Origin of the sequence: Roseomonas fluvialis, assembly GCF_022846615.1 — a bacterium.
Classification (GTDB): Bacteria; Pseudomonadota; Alphaproteobacteria; order Acetobacterales; family Acetobacteraceae; genus Neoroseomonas; species Neoroseomonas fluvialis.
This window is the reverse complement of sequence record NZ_AP025637.1, coordinates 2731406-2754890: the sequence shown is the minus strand read 5'-3', so window position 1 is coordinate 2754890 and position 23485 is coordinate 2731406. Positions and strand designations below refer to the sequence as shown.

Genomic DNA, 23485 nt, shown 5'->3' with positions numbered 1-23485 from the left:
CGGGGGTCAGTCCGGGCGAATGTTGTGGTCGCGCACCACGCGCGTCCAGGTGTCCATCTGGGCATCGAGGAAGGTGCCGAAGGCTTCGGGCGAGGATCCCACCACGTCGACGCCCAGCGGGCCGGACAGTCGCGCACGCACCTCCGGCACCGCGAGTGCCTTCGTCAGCGCGGCGTGGAAGCGGGCGACCACCGGCGCTGGCACGCCGGCACGGCCGATCACCGCCCACCAGGCCAGGGCATCGATGCCCGGGACGCCTGATTCCGCCACCGTCGGCAGGTCGGGGAACAGCGCCGACCGCCGGGCGCCGGTCTGCGCCAGCGGCCGCAGCGTGACGTTCACCTGGCCGCCGAGGCCGGCATTGGTCGCCATGGGCATGTCGAGTTCGCCGGCCGCCGCCGCCGCACTCATGGGCCCGCCGCCGCGATACGGCACGTGCACCACCCGGAAGTCGCCGGCGGTCTGCATCAGTGACATCGTCAGATGCGCGAGGCTGCCATTGCCGATCGACCCATAGGTCAGCGTATCGGGGCGCGCCTTCGCCGCGGCGATCACCTCGGACAGGGTCCGCCAGGGTCGGGAATTGTGCGTCGTGATCAGCATGGGCGCGGTGCCGACCAGCATGACGGGCACCAGGTCGCGCTTCGTGTCGAAGCCGAGCGTGCTGATCAGCGCCGGGTTCACGGCGTGGGTGTCGAAGACCATCGCCCAGGTATTGCCATCGGCGGGGGCACGGGCGAGGGCGGCGGTGCCGATCGCGCCCGAGGCGCCGGGGCGGTTCTCGATCACCACCGGCACGCCGAGATCGGCCGACAGATGCGGCTGCAGCAGTCGCGAGATGGTGTCGACCGACCCGCCGGGCGGGAAGGGGGCAATGATCCGCACCGGTCCCTGCGGCCAGGGCGACTGGGCGAGCGCCGGGCGGGCCAACGCGGCGGCGGGCAGGGCGAACAGCAGGCGGCGGCTGGCGGTCATGGGCGATTCCTGTCGCGGGGCGGCGTGGGCCTTCGGACTCGTGCCGGGCGGCATCCGTACCGCCGCGGCGGCGGGCGGGGTGCCGCGATAGTGCTTAGCCCGGATCGGGCGAGGGTGGAATCGCGCAGGGGCGCGACGGGCACCGGCGCGTGCGCTGCCTGCGCCCTTGACGCAGGGCGCGCCGGCGGGGAAGGGATGCCGCCATGCTCGACAAGTCCTTCGACCCCGCCGCGATCGAACAGCGCCTTTATAAGGGCTGGGAATCTTCCGGCGCCTTCTCGGCGAACCCTGCTTCGCCGGCGAAGCCCTTCACCATCATGATTCCGCCGCCCAACGTGACGGGGTCGCTGCATATCGGGCATGCGCTCGACAACACGCTGCAGGACGTACTGATCCGCTGGCGGCGGATGCAGGGGCGCGATGCGCTGTGGCAGCCGGGGACCGACCATGCCGGCATCGCGACGCAGATGGTGGTGGAACGCCTGCTGGCGCAGCAGGGCAATGCCGACCGCCGGACCATGGGGCGCGAGGCCTTCATCCAGCGCGTGTGGGACTGGAAGGCTGAGTCGGGTGGGACCATCACGCGGCAGCTGCGCCGGCTGGGCGCCTCGCTGGACTGGCCGCGCGAACGCTTCACCATGGACGAGGGCCTGTCCGAGGCGGTGCGCGAGGTGTTCGTGCGTCTGTATCGGGAAGGCCTGCTGTACCGCGACAAGCGGCTGGTGAACTGGGATCCGAAGTTCCTTACCGCGATCTCGGACCTCGAGGTCGAGAGCAAGGAGGTGAAGGGCCACCTGTGGCACCTGCGCTATCCGGTCGAGGGCGAGCCGGGTCGCTTCCTGGTGGTGGCGACCACGCGGCCCGAGACCATGCTCGGCGACACCGCGGTGGCGGTGCATCCGGAGGATGCGCGCTTCCGCGACCTGGTGGGCAAGCGCGTGATCCTGCCTCTGACGGGGCGGTCCATTCCCGTGGTGGCGGATGAGTACTCCGACCCGGAGAAGGGGTCGGGCGCGGTGAAGATCACCCCGGCGCACGACTTCAACGATTTCGACCTGGGCAAGCGGCATGACCTGCCGATGCCCTCCGTACTGGACGCGGAAGGTCGCGTGATGCTGGAGGAGATCGCGACAGGGTTCGTCGCGGTCGAGGGCGTGGCGGACCTCGACTTCGTGCGGAGCCTGGCGGGTCAGGATCGCTTCGCGGCGCGCAAGGCAATCGTCGCCCGGCTGGAAGAACTGGAACTGGTCGAGAAGATCGAACCGCACACTCACGCGGTACCACATGGCGACCGCTCCGGCGTGCCGATCGAACCGCGGCTGACCATGCAGTGGTACGTCGACGCCAAGACGCTGGCCGCCCCCGCGATCAAGGCGGTCGAGACCGGGCAGACGGTGTTCACGCCCAAGCAGTGGGAGAACACCTTCTTCGCCTGGATGCGCGACATCCAGCCCTGGTGCGTGTCGCGGCAATTGTGGTGGGGCCACCAGATCCCGGCCTGGTATGCGCCGGATGGCGAAGTGTTCGTCGCCCATACGGAAGCCGAGGCGCGCGACCTGGCGCGCACGAAATTCGGTCGCGACGTGGACCTGGTGCGCGACGAGGACGTGCTGGACACCTGGTTCAGTTCCGCGCTGTGGCCGTTCAGCACGATCGGCTGGCCGCAGAAGACGCCTGAACTGGCGAAGTACTATCCCGGCGATGTGCTGGTGACGGGCTTCGACATCATCTTCTTCTGGGTCGCCCGCATGATGATGATGGGTATCCACTTCATGGGCGAAGTGCCCTTCAAGACGGTCTGCATCCACGGCCTGGTGCGCGACGAGAAGGGCCAGAAGATGTCGAAGTCGAAGGGGAATGTGCTCGATCCCCTGGAACTGGTCGACGCGCATGGCGCGGATGCGGTGCGCTTCACGCTGTGTGCACTGGCCGGGCCGGGGCGCGACATCAAGCTGGCGAAGCAGCGCATCGAGGGCTACCGCGCCTTCGCCACGAAAATCTGGAACGCGGCGCGCTTCTGCGAGATGAACGGCATCGCGCCGCGGCCGGATTTCGACCTGGCCACCGCCACGCTGCCGCTGTCGCGCTGGATCCTCGATGCCGCGAACACTGCGGTGGCGGAGGCCAATGCCGCGCTCGAGGCCTTCCGCTTCGATGACTACGCCATGGCCTGCTACCGCTTCACCTGGGGCGGCTTCTGCGACTGGTTCCTGGAATTCGCGAAGCCCGTGCTGCTCGGTCCCGACGGACCGGAGAAGGAGGAGGTGAAGGGCGCCGCGCAGCATGTGCTGGGCGTGATCCTACGCCTGCTGCACCCGGTGATGCCCTACATCACCGAGGAGCTGTGGCACCGCATGGGCTATGGCGCGGAGTGCAGCCTGATCCGGGAAACCTGGCCCGAGGCCGCGAGCGTGCGTGACGCCGCCGAGGCGCGTGCCGAACTGGACTGGGTGGTGCGCCTGATCAGCGAGGTCCGCACCGTGCGCTCCGAGATGAACGTCGCACCGTCGATCACCGTGCCGCTGCTGCTGGCCGGGGCGTCGGGCGAATCGCTGGCGCGCGCGACGCGCTGGGAGGACGCGATCAAGCGCCTCGGCCGTGCGACTGAGGTCCGCGCGCTGGAGGGCGACCCGCCGCGCGGCGCCGTGCAGGCCGTGGTGGGCGAGGCGACCATCATGCTGCCCCTGGCCGAGGTGATCGACCTCGGCGCCGAGCGCGCGCGCCTGTCCAAGGAACGCGCGCGGATTGCGGCCGAGGCCGACAAGACCATCGCGAAACTGTCGAGCGATGTCTTCGTCTCGCGCGCGCCGGAGGAGATCGTGCAGGAGATGCGCGACCGGCTGGAGGCCCAGCGGGCCGAGGTGGCGCGGCTCGATGCCGCGATGGCGCGGATCGCGGGCTGAACGCGGCGGGCTGGCCTCGCCGCGGCGCTTGACGCGCCCCCCCTTCTGCCCTGCATAGACCAAGCACCGGAGGGGCGGCCCGAGACCGTCCCCCGGCAAGCCCGAGGAGCCGTCCGTGTCCGCCAAAGCCTGGGACAAGTCCCGCCTGCCGAGCCGCCACACCACCATGGGCCCGGAGCGCGCGCCGCACCGGTCCTACTACTACGCCATGGGCCTGACGAAGGAGGAGATTGAGCAGCCGCTGGTCGGCGTCGCCTCCTGCTGGAACGAGGCCGCGCCCTGCAACATCGCGCTGTCGCGCCAGGCGCAGGCGGCGAAGGCGGGCGTGAAGGCCGCGGGCGCGACGCCGCGCGAATTCACCACCATCACGGTGACCGACGGTATCGCCATGGGGCACCAGTCGATGAAGTCCTCGCTCGCCTCGCGCGAGGCGATCGCGGATTCGATCGAGCTGACAATGCGCGGGCATTGCTATGATGCGCTGGTCGGCATCGCGGGCTGCGACAAGTCGCTGCCGGGCGTCATGATGTCGATGATCCGGCTGAACGTGCCGTCGGTGTTCATGTATGGCGGGTCGATCATGCCGGGCCGCCACCATGGGCGCGACGTGACGGTGCTCGATGTGTTCGAGGCCGTCGGCCAGCACGCCGCGGGCAACATGTCGGACGAGGAACTGGACGAGCTGGAACGCCACGCCTGCCCCGGCGCGGGGGCCTGCGGCGGGCAGTTCACCGCCAACACCATGGCCTGCGTGTCGGAAATGATTGGCCTCGCACTGCCGTTCTCGGCCGGTGCGCCGGCACCCGACGAGACACGCGACGACCACGCGGTGGCCTCGGGCAAGGCGGTGGTGGAATTGATCCGCCGCAACCTGCGCCCGCGCGACATCGTCACGCTCGACAGCCTGCACAACGCGGCGGCCATCGTGGGCGCGACGGGCGGGTCCACCAATGCCGCGCTGCACCTGCCCGCCATGGCGCATGAAGCGGGCATCCGCTTCACGCTGCAGGACGTGGCGGAGATCATGCGCAAGACCCCGCACATCGCCGACCTCAAGCCCGGCGGGAAGTACGTGGCCGCCGACGTGTTCCGCATCGGCGGCGTGCCGGTCATCATCAAGGCGCTGCTCGATGGCGGCTACGTGAAGGGAGATTGCCTCACGGTCACCGGCAGGACCGTGGCCGAGAACCACCGCGAGGTGATCGTGCCCCGCGACCAGGACGTGGTGCGCCCGACCTCCGACCCGATCAGCCCGATCGGTGGCGTGGTGGCGCTCAAGGGCAACCTCGCCCCCGAGGGCGGCATCGTGAAGATCGCCGGGATGACCAACCTGCGCTTTGAAGGCACCGCGCTGTGCTTCGACTGTGAGGAGGACGCTTTCGCCGCCGTCGAGGCCCGCGCCTACAAGGCAGGCGACGTCATCATCGTGCGCTACGAAGGCCCCAAGGGCGGGCCTGGCATGCGCGAGATGCTGTCCACCACATCGGCGATCTATGGCCAGGGTATGGGCGACAAGGTGGCGCTGATCACCGACGGGCGGTTCAGCGGGGCGACGCGCGGCTTCTGCATCGGCCATGTCGGGCCTGAGGCCGCGGTCGGCGGCCCGATCGCGCTGCTGGAGAACGGCGACCGGATCGTTATCGACGCGCAGGCCGGCACCATCGACATGATCGTGCCGGAGGAGGAGATCGCGCGCCGCCGCGCCGCCTGGAAGCCGCGCGGACACGACTACAATGCGGGCGCCCTGTGGAAGTATGCGCAGCTGGTCGGGCCGGCCTACTTGGGCGCCGTCACCAATCCGGGCGGTGCCGCCGAGACGCACTGCTACGCCGACCAGTAGCGTTACGTTTCGTTTGCCATCGCATCGCCATCCGGGCGGCGCAGAAACCCCCCATGCGGTGCCGCGTTGCCGCCGCATGGGAGAATGCCGATGCTGATTCGTCGTCTGCTCGTGCCCGTGGCTGCCGGGATCGGCCTGGCCGGGTGCGTGGCCTACCAGGAACCAGTCGTCTATGCGCCGCAGCCGCGGCCGATCTACGCGCCGGCGCCCGCACCGGCGTATTACGCACCGCCACCGGAGCGGGTCTATGTCCAGCCGCGGCCGCGCCGATACTGGGTGCCGCGGCGCTGCGACGCCTGGGGACGTTGCCGGGGCGGGTATTGGCGCTGAACGCCCACCCGGCGCTTGCCGGCGACCAGCGATGACCCTCGGCCTTGCCGGCGCCGCGCGATGACCCCAGGCTGAGGGGAATGCCGCCAGCCAAGGGACACCCGATGCACGCTGTCCTCCTCGCCGCCGCCGCGTCGCTGCTGCTGGGCGGCTGCGTCGTGATGCCCGATGGCAGCCTGGTACCATTACCGCCGCCGGGGGCGACCATCCCGCCGCCGGCGCCGCCTGTGGTCTATGCGCCGCCGGCCTATGGCTATCCGGCCTATGGCTATGACGCGCCGTTCCAGCCTGGCGTGCCGATCCAGGTGGTGCCCGCGCCGCCACCGCCGCCGGTGGTGGTGGCGCCGTCGGTCGGGATTGGCGTGGGACTCGGCTATGGGTGGGGGCGTGGTTACTGGGGGCCGCGGCCGGGCTATTGGGGGCGGCCCTACTACCGGCGCTGGTAGCGCGCCCTCAGCGCAGCGTCGCGATCACCGGGGTATGGTCCGAGGGCTGCGCCTCGCTGCGCGGGGCTGTGTCCACCTCGCACGTGTCCAGGCGCTCGGCCAGGTCCGGGCTCAGCAGAACGTGGTCGATGCGCAGGCCGCGGTTGGTCTCGAAGGCGGCGCCATAATCCCAGTAGGTGAACAGGGTTTCGGCCGGATGCAGCGCACGCAGGGCATCGGTCAGGCCCAGGTGCAGCAGGGCGCGGAAGTGCGCGCGCGTTTCGGGGCGCACCAGGGCGTCGGTTGGCGGCAGGGCGCCGGGGGCGAGGTCGGCGTCGGTCGGGCAGACGTTGAAGTCGCCCAGCACCGCGAAGGGCGTGAAGGTGTCGAGCCGTTCGGCGGCCACCGCGCGCAGCCGGTCCATCCAGGCGAGCTTGTAGGCGTAGCCCGGATCGCCACCCGAATTGCCGTTGGGCAGGTAGATGCCCGCGGCGTTCAGGCCCTTTGCCTGGACTTCGATGTAGCGGGCCTGGGTGTCCTCGGTGTCGCCGGGCAGGTGTTCGGCGACGATGTCGAAGGGGATCCTGGCGATGACGGCGACGCCGTTGCGCCCGCCGCCCTGGCCGACGGCGTGGGTGTGGTAGCCCAGGGCTTCGAATTCGGTGGTGGGCACCTGTTCTGCCGTGCAGCGGGTTTCCTGCAGGAACAGCAGGTCCGGCTGTGCGCGCGCGAGGAATCGCGCCACATGCCCGGCGCGCTGGCGGATCGAGTTGACGTTGAAGGTGGCGAGTTTCATGCGCTCCGGAGGGAAGCGCTCCCCGCCCCATTTGGCAATCGCGCTTTCTGCCAAAAAACGGTGGGGGATTCGGGGGAGGTGTCCTCCCCCGACCTTCTTCTAGCCGACCGAGAACGACGTGCCACAGCCGCAGGCCGAGACTGCCTGCGGGTTGCGGATTGCGAAATGCGCGCCGATGAGCTCCTCCGCCCAATCCAGTTCAGCGCCCGCCAACAGGTCGAGCGAGACGGGATCGACGAAGACGCGGCCCGCGCCGTCGCCCACCACCAGGTCGTCCTCGGCCGGCGCATCCTCAAGCCCGAACTTGTACTGGAAGCCGGAGCAGCCGCCGGCTTCGACCGCCAGGCGCAGGCCGGCGCCGGGGCGGCCCTCGCGCGCGGCGATGTCGGCCACCTGGGCGGCGGCGCGGTCGGTGACGCGGAAGGCGGGCAGGGTGGCGGTGCCGTCGGGCATGGCGCGGGGACTCCTCGTGTCCCGAACATAGGGGCTTTGGGGCGCGGTTCCAACGCGGGGCTGCGGTTGCCGGGGGGCGCACGCGGGTGCTACGGCCCGCGGGCATGAGCCTCGCGCCCCACGCCGTCCGGCCCGAGACCTCCCGCGGCCGGCTGTATCCGGAAGCGGGGGGCGATGCGCGATCGCCCTTCCAGCGCGACCGCGACCGGATCATCCACGCCACGGCGTTCCGGCGGCTGCAGTACAAGACGCAGGTCTTCATCTACCACGAGGGCGACCATTTCCGCACGCGCCTGACCCACAGCATCGAGGTCGCTCAGATCGCGCGGTCGATCGCGCGGCTGCTGGCGCTGGACGAGGATCTGGCGGAGGCGCTGGCGCTGGCGCATGACCTCGGCCACCCGCCCTTCGGCCATGCGGGCGAGGATGCGCTGAATTCCGCGATGAAGCCCTATGGCGGCTTCGACCACAATGCGCAGTCGCTCAAGGCGGTGACGGCGCTGGAGGCGCGCTACGCCGGCTTCGACGGGCTGAACCTGACCTGGGAGACGCTCGAGGGCCTGGCCAAGCACAACGGCCCGCTGCGCCGGCCCGCGCCCTATATCGCGGAGTATGACGCGAGGCATCCGCTCGACCTGCACACGCATGCGAGTGCGGAGGCGCAGGTGGCGGCGCTGGCGGACGACATCGCCTACAACAACCACGACCTGGATGACGGGCTGCGCGCGCGGCTGTTCACGCTTGAGGAAGTGGGCGCGCTGCCGCTGGTGCGGGACGCGCTGGCGGCCGCGCGTGCCGCCGCGCCGGATGCGCCGGCCGAACGCCTGGCGCCCGAGATGATCCGCCGCGTCATCAACGCCATGGTGGGCGACGTGGTGGCGGAATCGCGCCGGCGCATCGCCGCCCTGGCCCCGGCGAGCGTGGACGACATCCGCCGCGCGAGCCATCCGGTGATCGGTTTCTCGGCCGCGATGGCGGAAGCCAACCTGCCGCTGCGGGACTTCCTGTTCACCCGCATGTATCGCCACTGGCGCGTCAACCGCACCATGGCGAAGTCCAAGCGCGTGGTGCAGATGCTGTTCAGCCACCTGCATGGCGGGCCGCAAATGCTGCCCCCGCTGTGGCGTGCCCGCGCGGGCGACGCGGGCACGCCGCACTGCGCGCTGGTGGTGTGCGACTACATCGCCGGCATGACCGACCGCTATGCGCTGGAAGAATACCGGCGCCTGAACGACCCAGACATTCCAGGCTGAACATCGCATGACCGAGAACATCTTCACCCTGCTCACGCAGGAGGTGCGCGGCGCGCTGGCCGCGCTGGTGCCCGACCTGCCGCCCGAGGCGCTGGCCCGCGTGCAGGTGGAACCGCCGCGCGACCTGGCGCATGGCGACATGGCGACGAACGCCGCGCTGGTCGCGGCCAAGCCCGCGCGCATGGCGCCGCAGAAGCTGGCCGCCGCGCTGGCCGAGAAGCTCGTGGCACTTCCCATGGTGGTGGAGGCAACACCCGCCGGGCCGGGTTTCGTGAACCTGCGGCTCGATGAAGGCTTCCTGCGTGGCCAGGTGCCGGCCGTGCTGCGCGCGGGCGAGGGGTATGGCGACAGCACGCTCGGCGCGGGCATCCGGGCGAATGTGGAATATGTCTCGGCCAACCCGACCGGGCCGATGCATGTGGGGCATTGCCGAGGCGCGGTGGTGGGCGATGCGCTGGCCAACCTGATGATCAAGGCGGGCTACGACGTCACCAAGGAATACTACGTCAACGACGCGGGCAACCAGGTCATCGCACTGGGGTGGGCGGCCTATTGGCGGTATCTGCGCGCGGTCAGCCTAGGTGCGGATGAGTGGAACGCGGAGGCGACCGAACAGCGCTTTGGCACCACGCTGCAGTATCGCGGCGACTACCTGGTGGCGGTGGGCGATGCGCTGGCCGAGCGCTTCGGCGACCAGATGATGGCGCGCCGCATCGAACCCGGCATGTTGCCGGCGGAGGAAACCGTCTCGGCCTTCGCTCCGGCGCTCGAGCGCGGCTGGCTGGTGCGCACCGCTTGGCTGGATACCGCGCGCGAGACGGCGGTCGCGATGATGATGGCGGAGATCCGCGAGGACCTCGCGAAGCTCGGCGTCACGCACGACGTGTTCGTGAGCGAGCGCGCGCTGGTGGAAGCCGGCGGCGTCGATGCAGCGATCACGCTGCTGACCGGCAAGGGCCTTGTCTACCAGGGCGTGCTGGAGCCGCCCAAGGGCAAGACGCCGGACGATTGGGAACCGCGGGAGCAGCTGCTGTTCCGCGCGACATCCTTCGGCGACGAGGTCGATCGTCCGCTGCGCAAATCCGACGGCACCGGCACCTACTTCGCGAACGACATCGCCAACCACCAGCACAAGATCGACCGCGGCTTCGCGGAACTCGTGCATGTGTGGGGTGCCGACCACGGCGGCTACGTGAAGCGCATGGCGGCGGTGGTGGCGGCGCTGTCCGACCGGCGCGTCAGTCTCGATGTCGTGCTGACGCAGATCGTGCAGGTGGTGAAGGGCGGTGAGCCGGTGCGCATGTCCAAGCGCGCGGGCACCTACGTGACGCTCAGCGACCTGATCGACGAAGTGGGCCGCGACGCGGTGCGCTTCACGATGCTCACGCGCAAGGCCGATGCGCAGATGGAATTCGACCTCGACAAGGTGGTCGAGCAATCGCGCGACAATCCCGTGTTCTACGTGCAGTACGCCCATGCGCGCTGCCGGTCCGTGCTGCGCCAGGCGGAGGCGACCGACGCCGCGCTGGTGGCGGGACTCGAGGGCACGGCGCTCGATGCGCTGTCCGATCCGGCCGAGATGGCGCTGATCCGGCGCATCGCCGCATGGCCGCGCAGCGTGGAAGCAGCCGCAACAGCGCGTGAACCGCACCGGATCGCGTTCTTTCTCCAAGACTTGGCCTCGGACTTTCACGTATTGTGGAACCGTGGTCGCGACGATTCGACGCTCCGGTTCATCCGGGCGGAGGACCCCGGAGCGACCCGGGCCCGGCTGGCCCTCGTTGCCGCGACGGCGACGGTGATCCGTTCGGGCCTGCGCGTCATGGGGGTGACGCCGGTCGAGGAGATGCGCTGAGGGGCTGGCCCAGGCCCCCCGGCAGTCAGGGGGTGGGGCGTGACCGATGTTCCTGTGCCGTCCTATCGGGTGCGGCCTTCCGATGATGGCGGGCCGCCCTGGCGTTTGATCGCGATCGGCGGCGGCCTGGCTGCGGCGCTGCTGGTGGGCGGGGCGATCGCCTGGGGGATCGGGCGCATCGGCGCCGCCCCACGGTCGGTGCCGCTGATCGAACCGGACCCGCGCCCCTTCAAGGTGCGCCCGGATGATCCGGGCGGGCTGCGCGTGCCGAACCAGGACGAACTGATCTTCGAACGCAATCGCGGCCCTGCGAACAATGGCGCGGCGCGGCTGGCGCCGGAGCCGGAAGCGCCGCGCATCGATGCCTTGCGCGCGCAGGTGGCGCAGCCGCCGCCGCAACCGGTGGCGCCTGCCGCGCCGAACGCGCAGGCGCCGACGGGTGGCGCGGCGCCGGCGGCCCGGACGGCGCCGGGTGCCACGCCGCCTGCCGCTACCGCCCAGCCTGCCGCCCCAGCCCCGACTGCGGCAGCGCGGCCCGCCCCGGCGCCGGGTGGCGCCATCCGCGTGCAGCTCGGTGCCCTGACCAGCGAGGAGGCGGCGCGCGGCGAATGGGACCGGCTGGCGCGGCGCCATGCTGACCTGCTAGGCGCCTTTCGCCCGCAGGTCGTGCGCTTCGAGCGCGAGGGCCAGGCCACGCTGTTCCGCCTGCGGACCGGGGGCTTCGCCGATGTTGCGGCCGCCAACGGTTTCTGCGAACAGGCGCGCGCCCGCAGCATTCCCTGCACCATCATCCGCTGACGCGCGTCGATCACCGCCTGGTCCGGGCGTCCTGGTCGGGGCGCCCGAGACACGAGGCCGAAGCCCCATCGTGACCCCGCGTGCCGCGATCATCGGCCTGTCCGGCCATGTCCTGACGCCCGAGGAGGCCGCGCTGCTGCGCGATAGCCGGCCGGTCGGCGTCATCCTGTTCGCGCGCAATGTGGCGGCGCCGGCGCAACTTCGCGCGCTGGCGGCGTCGGTGCGCGACATCCTGGGCGCGGAGGCGCCGATCCTGGTGGACCAGGAGGGCGGGCGCGTCGCGCGGCTCAGGCCGCCGGCCTGGGAGGACTTCCCGGCCGCCGCCGCCTTCGAGGGCGCGCCCGAAACCGCCGCCTTCGCCAATGCGGCGCTGCTGGGGGCAGCCTGCGTGGCGGAAGGGCTCGACGTGGTCTGCGCCCCGGTGCTGGACCTGCGCGTGCCCGGCGCGCATGGCGTGATCGGCGACCGCGCCTTCTCGGACGATCCGCATGAGATCATCCGCCTGGGCCGGGCCTGGGTGGCGGGGCTGCAGGCGGGCGGCGCCATCCCGGTCGTCAAGCACATCCCCGGGCACGGGCGGGCCACGGCCGACAGCCACCATGAATTGCCGCGCGTGCGGGCCTGCCCGGCGCACCTGGCGCTGGACCTGGCGCCGTTCCGCGCGCTGGCGGCCTCGGGCGCCTGGGCGATGACAGCGCATGTGCTCTACGAGGCCTGGGACGCGGCGCTGCCGGCCACGATCTCGCCCCGCGTGATCCGCGACATCATCCGCGGCGAGGCCGGCTTCGACGGCGTGCTGGTCACCGACGACCTGGCGATGGGGGCGTTGCGCGGGGCGTCGAACGACCTGGCGGGGGCGGCGCTGGAGGCCGGCTGCGACGTGGTGCTGCACTGCACGGGGCGGATCGGCGACAGCGCCGCTCTGCTGGCCGGCTGCCCGGCGCTGTCCGACAGGGCGGCGGCGCGGCTGGCGACGGCGCGGGCGGTGCGCGACGCGATGCAGGGGCGCGAACCCGGCGCCCTGCGCGCCCTGCGCGACCGCGCGCTTCGTGCCGCTGCGGCACATCCGGCAGGCGCCGATCCCACCGAACGCGACGGGTGAGGGGCCAACCGGGGTCCTCGCCGCGCGGCCTGCGCGCCCGTTGTGGCGGCGCCGGGCGGTCGGGTCGGGACCTGTGCGCATGATTTGCTATAAGCCCGCGCCGGCGGCCATCGCCGGCCCCATCCCGCGCGAGGCCTGATGCCCGACTGGTTCCCCGAAGCCGCCGCCGCCGTGCTCGCGGCCGTGTTCGCCATCACTTTCCACGAGGCCGCGCATGGCTATGCCGCGCTGGCGCTGGGCGACGACACCGCCAAGCGGGCCGGGCGCATCAGCCTGAACCCGATCCGCCATGTCGATCCGGTCGGCACGCTGCTGGTGCCGGGCATCATGGTGGTGGGCCAGTTGCTGACGATCGGGCGGGTCGAGGCGATGTTCGGGTGGGCGAAGCCCGTGCCGGTGGACATCCTGCGGCTGCGCAACCCGCGCTGGGGCATGGTGCTGGTGGCCGCGGCGGGGCCGGCGATCAATGCCGCGCTGGCCTTCTCGGCCGCGCTGCTGGTCCACGCGGTGCTGGCGGGCGAGGGGCTGATGGGGCCGGACCTGGCCGAATTCCTGCTGCGTTTCGCCGCGCTGTCGATCCTGGCGAACCTGGTGCTCGGGTTGTTCAACCTGCTGCCGCTGCCGCCCCTGGACGGGGGGCGGATCATGGTGGGGCTGCTGCCGCGCGCACCGGCCATTGCGCTGGCGCGCGTCGAGCCCTACGGGCTGATCATCGTGATCGGCGTGCTGTTCCTCCTGCCCATGGCCATCCCGGCCTGGGACCCGATGACCTGGTTCGTGCGCAACACTGTCGCGCCGGCCTATGGGCTGGTGCTGTCCGCGGCCGGGCTGGGCGGGCTGCGGTGAGCGAGAGCCTGCATCTGCGCCTGGACGGGTTCGAGGGGCCGCTCGACCTGCTGCTGGAACTGGCGCGGGCGCAGAAGGTGGACGTGGCGCGCCTGTCCATCCTGGATCTGGTGGACCAGTACCTCGCGGTGATCGAGGGCGCCCGTCGGGTGCGGCTGGAACTGGCGGCGGACTGGCTGGTCATGGCGGCCTGGCTCGCCTGGCTGAAATCCCGCCTGCTGGTGCCGCCCGACCAGGCCGAGGGCGAGGACGCCGAAGCGCTGGCCGAACAGCTGGCCGACCGGCTGGCCGAACTGCAACGGATGCGCGCGGCGGCGCTGTGGCTCAACCGGCGGCCCTGGCTCGGGCATGACGTGTTTGCCCGTGGCGCGCCTGAAAGCCTGCGCGTCGAGGACCGGTCCGGCCTGCATGCCGACCTGCCGTCGCTGCTGCAATCCTATGTCGCGGCACGGCGCCGCGCCTTGGCGCGCCGGCCCTACCGCCCGAAGCCGCGGAAACTGTTCACGGTGCAGGAGGCGCTGGAGCGGCTGACCCGGCTCGTCGGCGCGCTGCCGTCCTGGTCGGTGCTGCAGGGGTTCCTGCCGGACACCATCCTCGACCCGCTGGAGCGCAAGGCGGCGCTTGCCAGCACGCTCGTGGCGGGGCTGGAGATGGCGCGCGGCGGCGGAATCGAGATCCGGCAGGAGGAGGCCTTCGGGCCGATCCATGTCCGTCGCCGGCCGGAGGAGGGGGCCACCGATGAACGGGCAGGCTGAAGCGCCGGGCGGCGGAGCGGAGCGGCGGGCGGAGAACGCGGCCAAGGCCGGCCGGGCAGAACCGACGTCGTTGGCCGGGGACGAGGCCGGCGGCGCGACGACCGCGGATGGCGGGCACGCGGCCGACGCCGCGACTACGCCAGGCGGCGATGCGCCGGCCGCCGATGCGCGGAGCGATGACGACGACGCAGCGCCGCAGGCCGCGCCGGTCGCTGCGGACGATGCCGCCGGGGTGGTGCTGTCCGCCGACGCCGCCACGCTCCCCAGTCTCGATGGTTCCGAGCCGGGCGGGGCAAACAACGGACCGCCCGCCGGGCCGGACTCCGATTCCGATCCGGCGTCCGATGCCGCGCCGTCCGCCGACGCCGTTGCGGCCGATACAGCCATCGATGTCCCCGACCCCGCGCTTCTCGCCGAGGGGGCCCGTATCGCCGAGGCGCTGATCTTTGCCTCCGACCGGCCCGTGACCCCCGCCATGCTGGGGGCGGTGCTGCCGCCGGGGCTCGTGCCCGGCACCGTGGTGGCGGCACTGACCGAGGCCTGCGAGGGCCGCGGGGTGATGATCGCAGAGGTCGCCGGCGGCTGGGCCTTCCGCACCGCGCCGGACCTGGCGCAACGGTTGACCAAGGTGGTCCAGGCGCCGCGCCGCCTGCCGCGCGCGGCGATGGAGGCGCTGTCCATCATCGCCTACCACCAGCCCTGCACGCGCGGCGAGATCGAGGAGATCCGCGGTGCCGCCCTGGCCCAGACGACGCTGGAGGCGCTGCTGGAACTCGGCCTGGTCGCCCCGCGCGGGCGGCGCGAAGTGCCCGGCCGCCCGACCCTGTGGGGCACCACGCCGAAATTCCTGGAACAGTTCGGCCTGAAGGCGCTGTCCGACTTGCCGCGCAAGGAGGAACTGGTGACGGCCGAGACCGGTCCGGCCTTGCCCCTGGGCGGTCCGGGCGGGACCGAGGCGGAGCCGGTCACCGACGCTGCGGCGGACCAGGATCCGGCGCCGCAGGATGAGGGCGCGGCGGAGGCGGACCTGTCCGGTAGCGACAGCCCGCGCGGCGCCGCGCCGTGACGTGCCTGTTCAGGCGCGGGGGCGGATCGCTGCCCCGACGGGAGCCGGGCGTGCACGGCGCGACCGCGTCCAGACCATTCTCCGCGCCCGGCGTACCAGGGCACGGCGCGCAAGCCAAGCCGGCGGATGCCGGCACGTCACGCCGAAGGCGCGCCTCCGGCGCAACGCGCCTGAGGGCAAAAGAGGCGTGACCCTCCGGTTTCAGGACATCCGCCACGCCTATGGCGCCACCACCGTGCTGCGCGGAATCGACCTGTCCGTCGCGGCGGGGGAGATCGTCTGCCTGCTGGGCGCCTCGGGCTGCGGCAAGACCACGCTGCTGCGCCTGGCGGCCGGGCTCGAACCGTTGCAGCACGGCATGATCGAACTCGGCGGACAGGTCATTGCGGAGCCGGGACGGGACGTGCCGCCGGAACGCCGTGGCGTGGGCTTCGTGTTCCAGGACTACGCCCTGTTCCCGCACCTGACGGTGGCCGAGAACGTGGCCTTCGGCCTGCGCTTCGCACCGAAGGGGGAGCGCGGCTGGCGGGTGATGGATGCGCTGGCGCGGGTCGGGCTCGAAGCCTTTCAGGGCGCGTTTCCGCATATGCTCTCGGGCGGCCAGCAGCAGCGGGTCGCGTTGGCGCGCGCGCTGGCGCCGCGGCCAGCGGTGCTGCTGCTGGACGAGGCGTTCGCCAGCCTCGATGCCCGGCTGCGCGAACAGGTGCGCGACGACACGCTGCATGTGCTCCAGACCTCCGGAATCGCCACCCTGCTGGTCACGCACGACGCCGAGGAAGCGATGTTCATGGGCGACCGCATCGCGCTGATGCGGGAGGGGCGGATTGTCCAGCTCGGTCCGCCGGAGGCGCTGTATTTCGGGCCGGTCGACCGCTATGTCGCGACCTTCCTGGGCGAGGTGAACCGGCTGCCGGGCCGGGTGCGCGACGGCCTGGCCGAGACCGCGATCGGCGCCCTGCCGGCGGGCGCGGCCGCCGAAGGCGCGCCGGTCGATGTGCTGGTCCGCCCCGAGGGCCTGCGCCTGGGCGCCGAGGAAGGCCACCCGGCCGAGGTCGAGGCGTGCCGGCTGCTGGGTGCGACGACCCTGGTGCACCTGGCCCTGCCGGATGGGGCAGGGGGGCTGCTGCACCTGCATGCCCGCCTGCCGCCCGGGCGGCGCCTGGCCCGGGGGGAAAGGGTGATGGTCGCACTTGATGCCGAACGGGCCTTCGTCTTTCCGCCCGAGGCTCCCTAGATAAGGGGGAGCCGCAGTGCCCAGTGCCCCTGGCAGGCCGCAGCCGCCCCGGTTGACCGTGGCGGCGAAGGTCGGTCCGGGACACGACGCTGCATTGGCGGCGTGCCGGCTTCCTGCTAACGGGGCGTCCCCCGCGGGCAGCGAAGCCGGGGGATAAGGGACGCATGCTGGATCTTGCCTGGTCAGAGATCGCGCTGATTGCCGTGGTGGCGCTCGTCGTCATCGGGCCCAAGGACCTGCCCGAGGCGATCAAGGGCATTGCCAAGGGCATCCAGGGCCTCAAGCGCAAGGTCGCGGAATTCCAGCAGCAGGCCGACGAGCTGGTGCGCGAGGCCAAGCTCGACGACGTGCGCAACCAGATCGCCGATGTGCGCAACACCATCAGCGACATCCGCAACTTCGACATCAAGGGCACGATCGAGAAGCACGTCGACGCCGACGGGTCGGTGCGCAAGGCCTTCGACGACCCGATGAAGGACAGCTACACCCCGCCGGCCTATACGCCGCCGCCGGTGCCCGAGAACGCGCCGGCCTTCGTGCCGCCCGACGTGGCGCGCTGGGCGCCCGCGCCGCTGCCGCCCCCGGCACCGGTGCCGGACGCGCCGGCCTTCGTGCCGCCGTCGACCCCGGCGCCGATCGCGATGCCGGCGCCTGCCGCGCCACCGCCTGCCGCACCGGAGCCGCCGCAGCAGGCCGCGGCGGCCGAGCCCGTGCCGAAGCCGGCCACCACCACCAGCCCGAGCGTTTAGGGAACCGGCGCCTTGTCCAACACCACCGACGAAGACGTCATCGACGACAAGCCGATGCCGTTGATGGACCACCTGAAGGAGCTGCGCCTGCGGGTGCTGTGGTCGGTCGGCGCGTTCATCCTGGCGTTCGCGGTCTGCTACTATTTCTCGGCCAAGATCTACGCGTTCCTGGCGCAGCCGCTGGCCGACATCCTGGCGCAGCAGTCGGGCGGCGAGCGGCGGATGATCTTCACCGCGCTCTACGAGGCGTTCTTCACCTACCTGAAGGTGGCCTTCTTCGGCGCGGTGTTCTTCAGCTTCCCCATGTGGGCGACGCAGCTGTGGATGTTCATTGCGCCGGGGCTGTACCGGTCCGAGAAGCGGGCGATCTATCCGTTCCTGCTGGCATCGCCGGTGCTGTTCGTTATGGGTGCGGCGCTGGCGTACTACTTCATCTTCCCGCTGGCCTGGCAGTTCTTCATCAGTTTCGAGACGCCGCCGGGGTCGGGCGGCATTCCGATCCAGCTCGAGGCGAAGGTCGGCGAGTATCTGTCGCTGGTCATGCATATGATCCTGGCCTTCGGGATCGCGTTCCAGATGCCGGTGCTGCTGACGCTGCTGGTGAAGGTGGGCATCCTGAACGTCGATTCGCTGCGCAAGGGTCGCCGCTACGCGATCGTGGGGATGTTCGTGCTGGCGGCGATCATCACGCCGCCGGACATCATCAGCCAGATCGGCTTGGCGATCCCGCTGATCCTGCTCTACGAGATCTCGATCCTGGCGGCGCGGTGGATGGCGCCGAAGCGGGATAACGACTGATGAGCGGCGCGGGGTTCGGGGAAGCGCAGGCGCGGCTCGGTGCGTCGCAGGACGCCGATGACCTGGTCGAGACGGTCAATCTTCCCACCAGGTCTACCGGGCTTGCCGGAACGATCTTCATTTCGACGGCAATGGGATCCCGTGGGCCCCGGGTGAAGTGGTTTCCTGGCAGGACGGGGCGCGACCTGCCGTGCCTGTTCATGACGCTGGATACGCCGTCGCGCGCGCCGAACGAGGGCCTGTCCCTGCCTGTTGCGCGCGAGGGCGAGAGGCTGGTCGGCCCCTGGGTCGAGAGCAATCGCGAGGCGCTGCCGCGGTTCTGGCGCGAGGGCACGCAGTGGGACGTGGACGAGGTTCGGGCCTTCGTCCTCGGCCTGAGCTGAATGAGCTGAGGCCTGACCGCGCGGTACGGGACTGGAAGTAGGACCATGCACGATATCAAGGCGATCCGCGACAATGCGGCGGCGTTTGATGCCGCGTTGGCGCGGCGGGGAGTGGAAGGCAAGGCGGAGGCGATCCTCTCCCTAGACCAGGCCCGGCGTTCGAGCATCCAGCAAGTCGAAGCTCTCCAGCAGCAGCGGAATGCTCTGGCGAAATCAATCGGCGACTTCAAGCGCCGCGGCATGCCCACCGAGGACGTGGAAGCGCAAGCTACTCGCCTTCGCGACTCAATTGCTGCGCACGAGCATGAGGCAAAGACACACGACGCCTCCTTGCGAGCGCTGCTCGAAATCCTCCCCAACACCCTCGACCCCGAAGTCCCCGACGGCCGCGACGAATCCGCCAATGTCGTTCTGCACCAGCACGGCGATATCCCCGCCTTCGCCTTCACCCCGAAACAGCATTTCGAACTCGGCGAGGCGCTCGGGCTGATGGATTTCGCGACTGCCGCCAAGATCGCCGGCAGTCGCTTCACCGTGCTGAAGGGCGCGCTGGCGCGGATGGAACGCGCGCTCGGCCACTGGATGCTGGCGCTGCACACGGAACAGCACGGGTATACCGAGGCCTCGGTCCCGCTGCTGGTCAACGACGCCGTCGCCTATGGCACGGACAAGCTTCCGAAATTCGCCGACGACCTGTTCCGCACCACCGATGGCCGCTGGCTGATCCCGACCGCCGAGGTGCCGCTGACTGGCTTCGCGATGGAGGAGATCTTCGCCGAGGCCGACCTGCCGCTGCGCCTGACCGCGCTCACGCCCTGCTTCCGCAGTGAGGCCGGCAGCGCGGGCCGCGACACCCGCGGCATGCTGCGCCAGCACCAGTTCGCGAAGGTGGAACTCGTCTCCATCACCACGCCCGATGCCTCCGCCGCCGAGCACGAACGCATGACGCGCTGCGCGGAGCGCGTGCTGACCGAACTCGGCCTGACCTGGCGCCGCGTGTTCCTCTGTGCCGGCGATACCGGCTTCGGCGCGGCGCGCACCTACGACCTGGAAGTGTGGCTGCCGGGCCAGGGGGCGTGGCGGGAGATTTCGTCCTGCTCCAACACCCGCGACTTCCAGGCGCGGCGCATGAACGGGCGCTTCAAGCCGAAGGAAGGCAAGGGCAACCAGTTCCTGCACACGCTGAACGGGTCGGGTGTTGCGGTCGGCCGCGCGCTGATCGCGGTGATGGAGACCTTCCAGCAGGAGGACGGCAGCATCGTCGTCCCCGAGGTGCTGCGGCCCTGGATGGGCGGGCTGGAGCGCATCGGCCGCTGAGCCGCGCTGCTGCCGCCGCGCAGCACGCCACGGGCGGCAGCCCTACAGCGCGCGGCCGAAGACCCGGATCACCGGTGCGGTCGCGAGGCGCGCCTGCCAGAAGGGCAGGTCGCGCAGGTAAAGGGTGTTCGGCCGGGCCGGGCCGGACAGGGGCGTGAGGCGGCGCGGGCAGGGATCATACGCGAAGGGCGCGAAGCCGGCGGCGCGCAGCCTGGCCTCGATCGCCGTATCGGTGGCGCCCGCCGTCTCGAGGATCGCGGCTTTCAGCACCTCGCCCGCCAGCAAGGTGGCGGCGCCCGCCAGCACGTCGGGCTCGGCCCCTTCCACATCGACCTTGAGCAGCAGCGGCGGCGTATCGGCGCACAGCCTGTCGAGCGTATCCACCGGCACCTCGGCCGCGCCGTCCGGCGCCGCCTGGTTGGTGGTGCCGCGCCCGGTGGTGAAGCGCAGCACGCCGGGCGCGGCACTTGCGGCGACCGGACGGATCTCGACGCGGTCCAGGACGCCGTTCAGCGCGACCATCGCGCGCAGGTCGGGCAGGGTCTCGGCTGCCGGCTCCAGCGCCAGTACCTGCGCGCCCGCGGCACCGGCGGCGAGCACGGCATAGACGCCCACATTGGCGCCCACATCGACCATGCGGTCACCCGCGCGCAGCGCCTGCAGCACGAAGCCCATCTCGGCGGGGTCGGTCAGGCCGGCGTACCAACAGGCCGTGGCCGACGACAGGCCACGCTTCAGGCGCAGGCGCACCAGGCCGGCCGGGCCTTCGACCCAGGGCGGTTCCAGCACCTGGCCGCGCCGCGCCGCGGCCTGCCAGCGCAGCAGCCGTGCCGCCGCGCCCAGCGGGTCCCGGCGCACCAGCGGGTGCCGCCACAGGAAGCCGGCCAGCCGCGGCAGCGCGGCGAGGCGCATCTCAGGCGGCGATCTTCACGCCGAGCCGCCCGGCCAGGTCCAGGATGAACTGCCAGGCCACGCGCCCCGATCGCCCGCCGCGCGTGACCGACCATTCGATGGCCTGGGCGTGCAGGTCCTCGGTGCCGATGGGCAGCCCGAAATGCGCGGCATAGCCGTCGAGCATCGCGAAGAAAGTGTCCTGGTCGGCGTTGTGGAAGCCGATCCACAGGCCGAAACGGTCGGACAGCGAGACCTTCTCCTCCACCGCCTCGTTGCCGTGGATGGCGCCGGCGCGCTCGTTCTCGATCATGTCGCGCGACATCAGGTGGCGGCGGTTGGACGTGGCGTAGAACAGCACGTTGGCGGGCCGGCCCTCGATGCCGCCGTCCAGCACCGACTTCAGCGCCTTGTAGTCGGCGTCCTCGCGTTCGAAGGACAGGTCGTCGCAGAACACCAGGCAGCGGCGGTCCTGCGCGCGCAGCAGGCCGAGCAGGTCGGGCAGGGTGCGGATGTCCTCGCGCTGGATTTCTATGAGTGCCAGGCTGCCCGGGAGTTCCTCGTTCGCCGCGGCGTGCGCGGCCTTGACCAGCGAGGACTTGCCGGTGCCGCGCGCGCCCCAGAGCATCGCGTTGTTGGCGGTGAAGCCGCGGGCGAAGCGCATGGTGTTCTCGAGCAGCAGGCCCTTCTGGCGTTCGACCCCGCGCAGCAGGTCGATCGGCACGGCTGCCACGCGCGGCACGGGAGAAAGTCGCGGATGCGGTTCAGGATGCCAGACGAAGGCATCGGCGCCCGTGAGCGAGGGCGCGGCCGCGGGGGGCGGGGCCAGGCGCTCCAGCGCCTCGGCGATGCGGGTCAGGGCGGGCAGCAGGTCGGGATCGTGCATGACGTCGGCGGAATAGGCCGCATTCCTATTGACGGGAAGGGGCGGGTGGGTAGGTTCCGCGCCTTCACGCCGGAAGACGGAAACAGAACACATGTGGACCCCCTTCGGGATCTCGACCGCTCATGCCCAGGACGCCGGTGCCGGCGGTGCCGCGGGCATCGTCATGCAGCTGCTGCCGCTGATCCTGATCTTCGTCGTCTTCTATTTCCTGCTGATCCGCCCCCAGCAGAAGAAGATGAAGGAGCACCGCGAGATGCTCACGCAGCTCAAGCGCAACGACCGCGTGGTGACCGCGGGCGGCATCGTCGCGACCATCACCAAGGTCAAGGAAGGGTCGGACGAGATCGAGGCCGAGATCGCGCCGAATGTGCGGGTGTCCCTGGTGCGCGGGACGATCACCAGCGTGATCCGCCCGCAGGCGGCGAACGACGAGAAGCCGGCCTGAGGCTACCGCGTGACGGCGCCGCGGTCCCAGGCCTCGGTGCCGGCCAGCGGGGCGGCGCGTAGCAGGCGCGCGCCGCGATAGGCGCCGCCCGCATCGAAGTCGAGCGCGACCTGCGCGACGCCGATCACCGCGCAGGCGCGACAGGCATCGGTGATGGGCAGGGCGAAGCGTAGCGTCACCTGCCCGTCGGCCGTGATGCGCGTGCCGAGGAAGGCCTGCGTCGCCGGCCACATCGCCGCATCAGCGTGACGGGGCGCGAGCGCCGCCTCGGCGTCGCGCCGGAAGGCCTCTGCCACCTCGGCGACCATGCGCAGCGCACCGGAGCGATCGCGCACCAGATATTGCTCGTTGCTGTTGGCGCGGGTCGTGAATTCCGCGCGGATCAGCGCGATGGCGCCGAAGCGCCGGACGGTCTCGACCGTGGCTGGTTCATCGAAGCGCGCGGCGATCTGGTCCGCCAGGCGCCGATGGTCCTCGGCGCGCGTTCCCTGTGCATGCGCCTGGCCACAAAGGGTCACCGCAAGCAAAGCCGCCAGCAGCCAGGTCGAAGGCGTCATGTCGCAGCCTCCCGGTCCTGGTGGGAGGGCCGCCGCGGGCCGGGCCGCGCGAGGGGCTTCCCCCGCCTCGGCCGGCCAGCGGCGGTGCCGGATCAGGCCGACTGGCCGGCGGTGAACCCGCCCTTGCCCATCAGCTCCGCGACCACGTCCCAGTTCACCAGCTTGTCCAGGAAGTTCGCCAGGTAGTTCGGGCGCACGTTGCGGAAATCCAGGTAGTAGGCGTGTTCCCACACGTCGCAGCCCAGGATCGGCTGGCCTTCGCCGGTGCTGATCGGGTTCGCGCCGTTGGGGGTCTTGGTGACCTTCAGCTTGCCGTCGCCGCCGATCACGAGCCAGGCCCAGCCGGAGCCGAACTGCGTGGCCCCCGCTGCCTTGAAGGCGTCCTTGAACGCCGCCAGGCCGCCAAGGTCGCTGTCGATCTTGGCGGCCAGCGCGGCCGGCACGCTTTCGCCATGCGCGCCGCCCGGGGCCATGACGTTCCAGAACAGGCAGTGGTTGTAGTGCTGGCCGGCCTGGTTCAGCACGGGCAGGCCATCGGTGCCCTGCTTGCCGGCTTCGGCGCAGATCGCCTCGAGCGACTTGCCGGCGAGGCCCTTGCTCTCGACCAGGCCGTTCAGCGCGGTGACGTAGGCGTTGTGGTGCTTGCCGTGATGGAGTTCGAGCGTCTCCTGGCACATGCCGTTGGCGGCGAGCGCGCCGGTGGCGTAGGGCAGCGGGGGCAGGCTGAAGGCCATGGGGTGTCTCCCGTAGGTCGGACGAAGCGCGGGGCGCGCTCCGGGTCGAGGTAGGCGGGGGTGCAACGGGCGTCAACCGCATCGGGTTGCGCCG

General features: G+C 71.2%; 24 protein-coding genes. 17 read left to right on the top strand and 7 right to left on the bottom strand.

The annotated features are described in order from the left end of the window. Positions 1-6 precede the first annotated feature (6 nt). A complete protein-coding gene (locus MWM08_RS13325) occupies positions 7-975 on the bottom strand; it encodes a tripartite tricarboxylate transporter substrate binding protein (RefSeq protein WP_244406924.1) in 969 nt (322 codons plus the stop codon). Positions 976-1178: 203 nt separating this feature from the next. Between MWM08_RS13325 and MWM08_RS13320 the strand changes: the two genes are divergently transcribed. From MWM08_RS13320 to MWM08_RS13305, 4 genes are all read left to right on the top strand, one after another. Next, positions 1179-3878, top strand: a complete 2700-nt coding sequence (locus MWM08_RS13320; protein ID WP_244406923.1) for a valine--tRNA ligase — start codon at positions 1179-1181, stop codon at positions 3876-3878. Between the two features lie 115 nt (positions 3879-3993). Then, on the top strand, positions 3994-5718 hold the full coding sequence (gene ilvD / locus MWM08_RS13315) for a dihydroxy-acid dehydratase (RefSeq protein WP_255751340.1): 1725 nt from the start codon (positions 3994-3996) through the stop codon (positions 5716-5718). A gap of 90 nt (positions 5719-5808) precedes the next feature. Next, a complete protein-coding gene (locus MWM08_RS13310; RefSeq protein WP_244406922.1) occupies positions 5809-6048 on the top strand; it encodes a hypothetical protein in 240 nt (79 codons plus the stop codon). A 104-nt stretch (positions 6049-6152) separates the two neighbouring features. After that, complete coding sequence (locus MWM08_RS13305; RefSeq protein WP_244406921.1) at positions 6153-6494, top strand: hypothetical protein; 342 nt, start codon at positions 6153-6155, stop codon at positions 6492-6494. 7 nt (positions 6495-6501) lie between these two features. On the opposite strand, the gene MWM08_RS13300 is transcribed toward MWM08_RS13305, so the two are convergent. Together MWM08_RS13300 and MWM08_RS13295 are read right to left on the bottom strand one after the other, a co-directional pair. Continuing rightward, positions 6502-7269, bottom strand: coding sequence for an exodeoxyribonuclease III (locus tag MWM08_RS13300; protein WP_244406920.1), 768 nt, complete (start codon positions 7267-7269; stop codon positions 6502-6504). 99 nt (positions 7270-7368) lie between these two features. Further along, positions 7369-7722 carry a HesB/IscA family protein gene (locus MWM08_RS13295; RefSeq protein ID WP_244406919.1) on the bottom strand — a complete coding sequence of 118 codons (354 nt, stop codon included), beginning with the start codon at positions 7720-7722 and terminating at the stop codon, positions 7369-7371. Between the two features lie 104 nt (positions 7723-7826). Between MWM08_RS13295 and MWM08_RS13290 the strand changes: the two genes are divergently transcribed. The 12 genes from MWM08_RS13290 to serS all read left to right on the top strand — a co-directional run bounded on the left by MWM08_RS13290 (position 7827) and on the right by serS (position 19878). Then, positions 7827-8975, top strand: coding sequence for a deoxyguanosinetriphosphate triphosphohydrolase (locus MWM08_RS13290; protein WP_244406918.1), 1149 nt, complete (start codon positions 7827-7829; stop codon positions 8973-8975). A gap of 7 nt (positions 8976-8982) precedes the next feature. Further along, complete coding sequence (locus MWM08_RS13285; protein ID WP_244406917.1) at positions 8983-10830, top strand: arginine--tRNA ligase; 1848 nt, start codon at positions 8983-8985, stop codon at positions 10828-10830. A 39-nt stretch (positions 10831-10869) separates the two neighbouring features. After that, entirely contained in the window at positions 10870-11628 is a 759-nt protein-coding gene (locus tag MWM08_RS13280; RefSeq protein ID WP_244406916.1) for an SPOR domain-containing protein, read from the top strand. 70 nt (positions 11629-11698) lie between these two features. Then, positions 11699-12730, top strand: coding sequence for a beta-N-acetylhexosaminidase (nagZ, locus tag MWM08_RS13275; RefSeq protein ID WP_244406915.1), 1032 nt, complete (start codon positions 11699-11701; stop codon positions 12728-12730). A gap of 138 nt (positions 12731-12868) precedes the next feature. Next, positions 12869-13576, top strand: coding sequence for a site-2 protease family protein (locus MWM08_RS13270; RefSeq protein ID WP_244406914.1), 708 nt, complete (start codon positions 12869-12871; stop codon positions 13574-13576). Continuing rightward, positions 13573-14331, top strand: a complete 759-nt coding sequence (locus tag MWM08_RS13265) for a segregation and condensation protein A (RefSeq protein WP_244459907.1) — start codon at positions 13573-13575, stop codon at positions 14329-14331. The genes MWM08_RS13270 and MWM08_RS13265 overlap by 4 nt, the downstream gene beginning before the upstream one ends. Next, a complete protein-coding gene (scpB, locus tag MWM08_RS13260) occupies positions 14315-15397 on the top strand; it encodes an SMC-Scp complex subunit ScpB (protein WP_244459906.1) in 1083 nt (360 codons plus the stop codon). The genes MWM08_RS13265 and scpB overlap by 17 nt, the downstream gene beginning before the upstream one ends. A 187-nt stretch (positions 15398-15584) precedes the next feature. Continuing rightward, positions 15585-16631 (top strand): ABC transporter ATP-binding protein, encoded by a 1047-nt coding sequence (locus MWM08_RS13255; protein ID WP_244459905.1) that lies wholly within the window; start codon positions 15585-15587, stop codon positions 16629-16631. 164 nt (positions 16632-16795) lie between these two features. Then, positions 16796-17380: a Sec-independent protein translocase protein TatB gene (tatB, locus tag MWM08_RS13250; RefSeq protein ID WP_244459904.1), complete on the top strand. Its 585-nt coding sequence runs from the start codon at positions 16796-16798 to the stop codon at positions 17378-17380. Positions 17381-17434: 54 nt separating this feature from the next. After that, entirely contained in the window at positions 17435-18178 is a 744-nt protein-coding gene (gene tatC / locus MWM08_RS13245; protein WP_244459958.1) for a twin-arginine translocase subunit TatC, read from the top strand. Next, on the top strand, positions 18178-18561 hold the full coding sequence (locus MWM08_RS13240; protein WP_244459903.1) for a hypothetical protein: 384 nt from the start codon (positions 18178-18180) through the stop codon (positions 18559-18561). The genes tatC and MWM08_RS13240 overlap by 1 nt, the downstream gene beginning before the upstream one ends. A gap of 45 nt (positions 18562-18606) precedes the next feature. Then, the gene (serS, locus tag MWM08_RS13235; RefSeq protein ID WP_244459902.1) at positions 18607-19878 is read left to right on the top strand and encodes a serine--tRNA ligase; all 1272 of its coding nucleotides are present in this window, start codon (positions 18607-18609) and stop codon (positions 19876-19878) included. Positions 19879-19920: 42 nt separating this feature from the next. Here serS and MWM08_RS13230 read toward each other — a convergent pair whose 3' ends face one another. Further along, positions 19921-20790, bottom strand: coding sequence for an FkbM family methyltransferase (locus MWM08_RS13230; protein ID WP_244459901.1), 870 nt, complete (start codon positions 20788-20790; stop codon positions 19921-19923). Position 20791: 1 nt separating this feature from the next. Beyond that, positions 20792-21655: an ATP-binding protein gene (locus tag MWM08_RS13225; RefSeq protein ID WP_244459900.1), complete on the bottom strand. Its 864-nt coding sequence runs from the start codon at positions 21653-21655 to the stop codon at positions 20792-20794. A gap of 91 nt (positions 21656-21746) precedes the next feature. Here MWM08_RS13225 and yajC point away from each other — a divergent pair, with 91 nt between their 5' ends. Next, positions 21747-22100, top strand: coding sequence for a preprotein translocase subunit YajC (gene yajC / locus MWM08_RS13220; RefSeq protein ID WP_244459899.1), 354 nt, complete (start codon positions 21747-21749; stop codon positions 22098-22100). Positions 22101-22102: 2 nt separating this feature from the next. Here yajC and MWM08_RS13215 read toward each other — a convergent pair whose 3' ends face one another. After that, positions 22103-22657, bottom strand: coding sequence for a hypothetical protein (locus MWM08_RS13215; protein WP_244459898.1), 555 nt, complete (start codon positions 22655-22657; stop codon positions 22103-22105). A gap of 92 nt (positions 22658-22749) precedes the next feature. Further along, complete coding sequence (locus tag MWM08_RS13210) at positions 22750-23391, bottom strand: superoxide dismutase (RefSeq protein WP_244459897.1); 642 nt, start codon at positions 23389-23391, stop codon at positions 22750-22752. Positions 23392-23485: the final 94 nt, after the last annotated feature.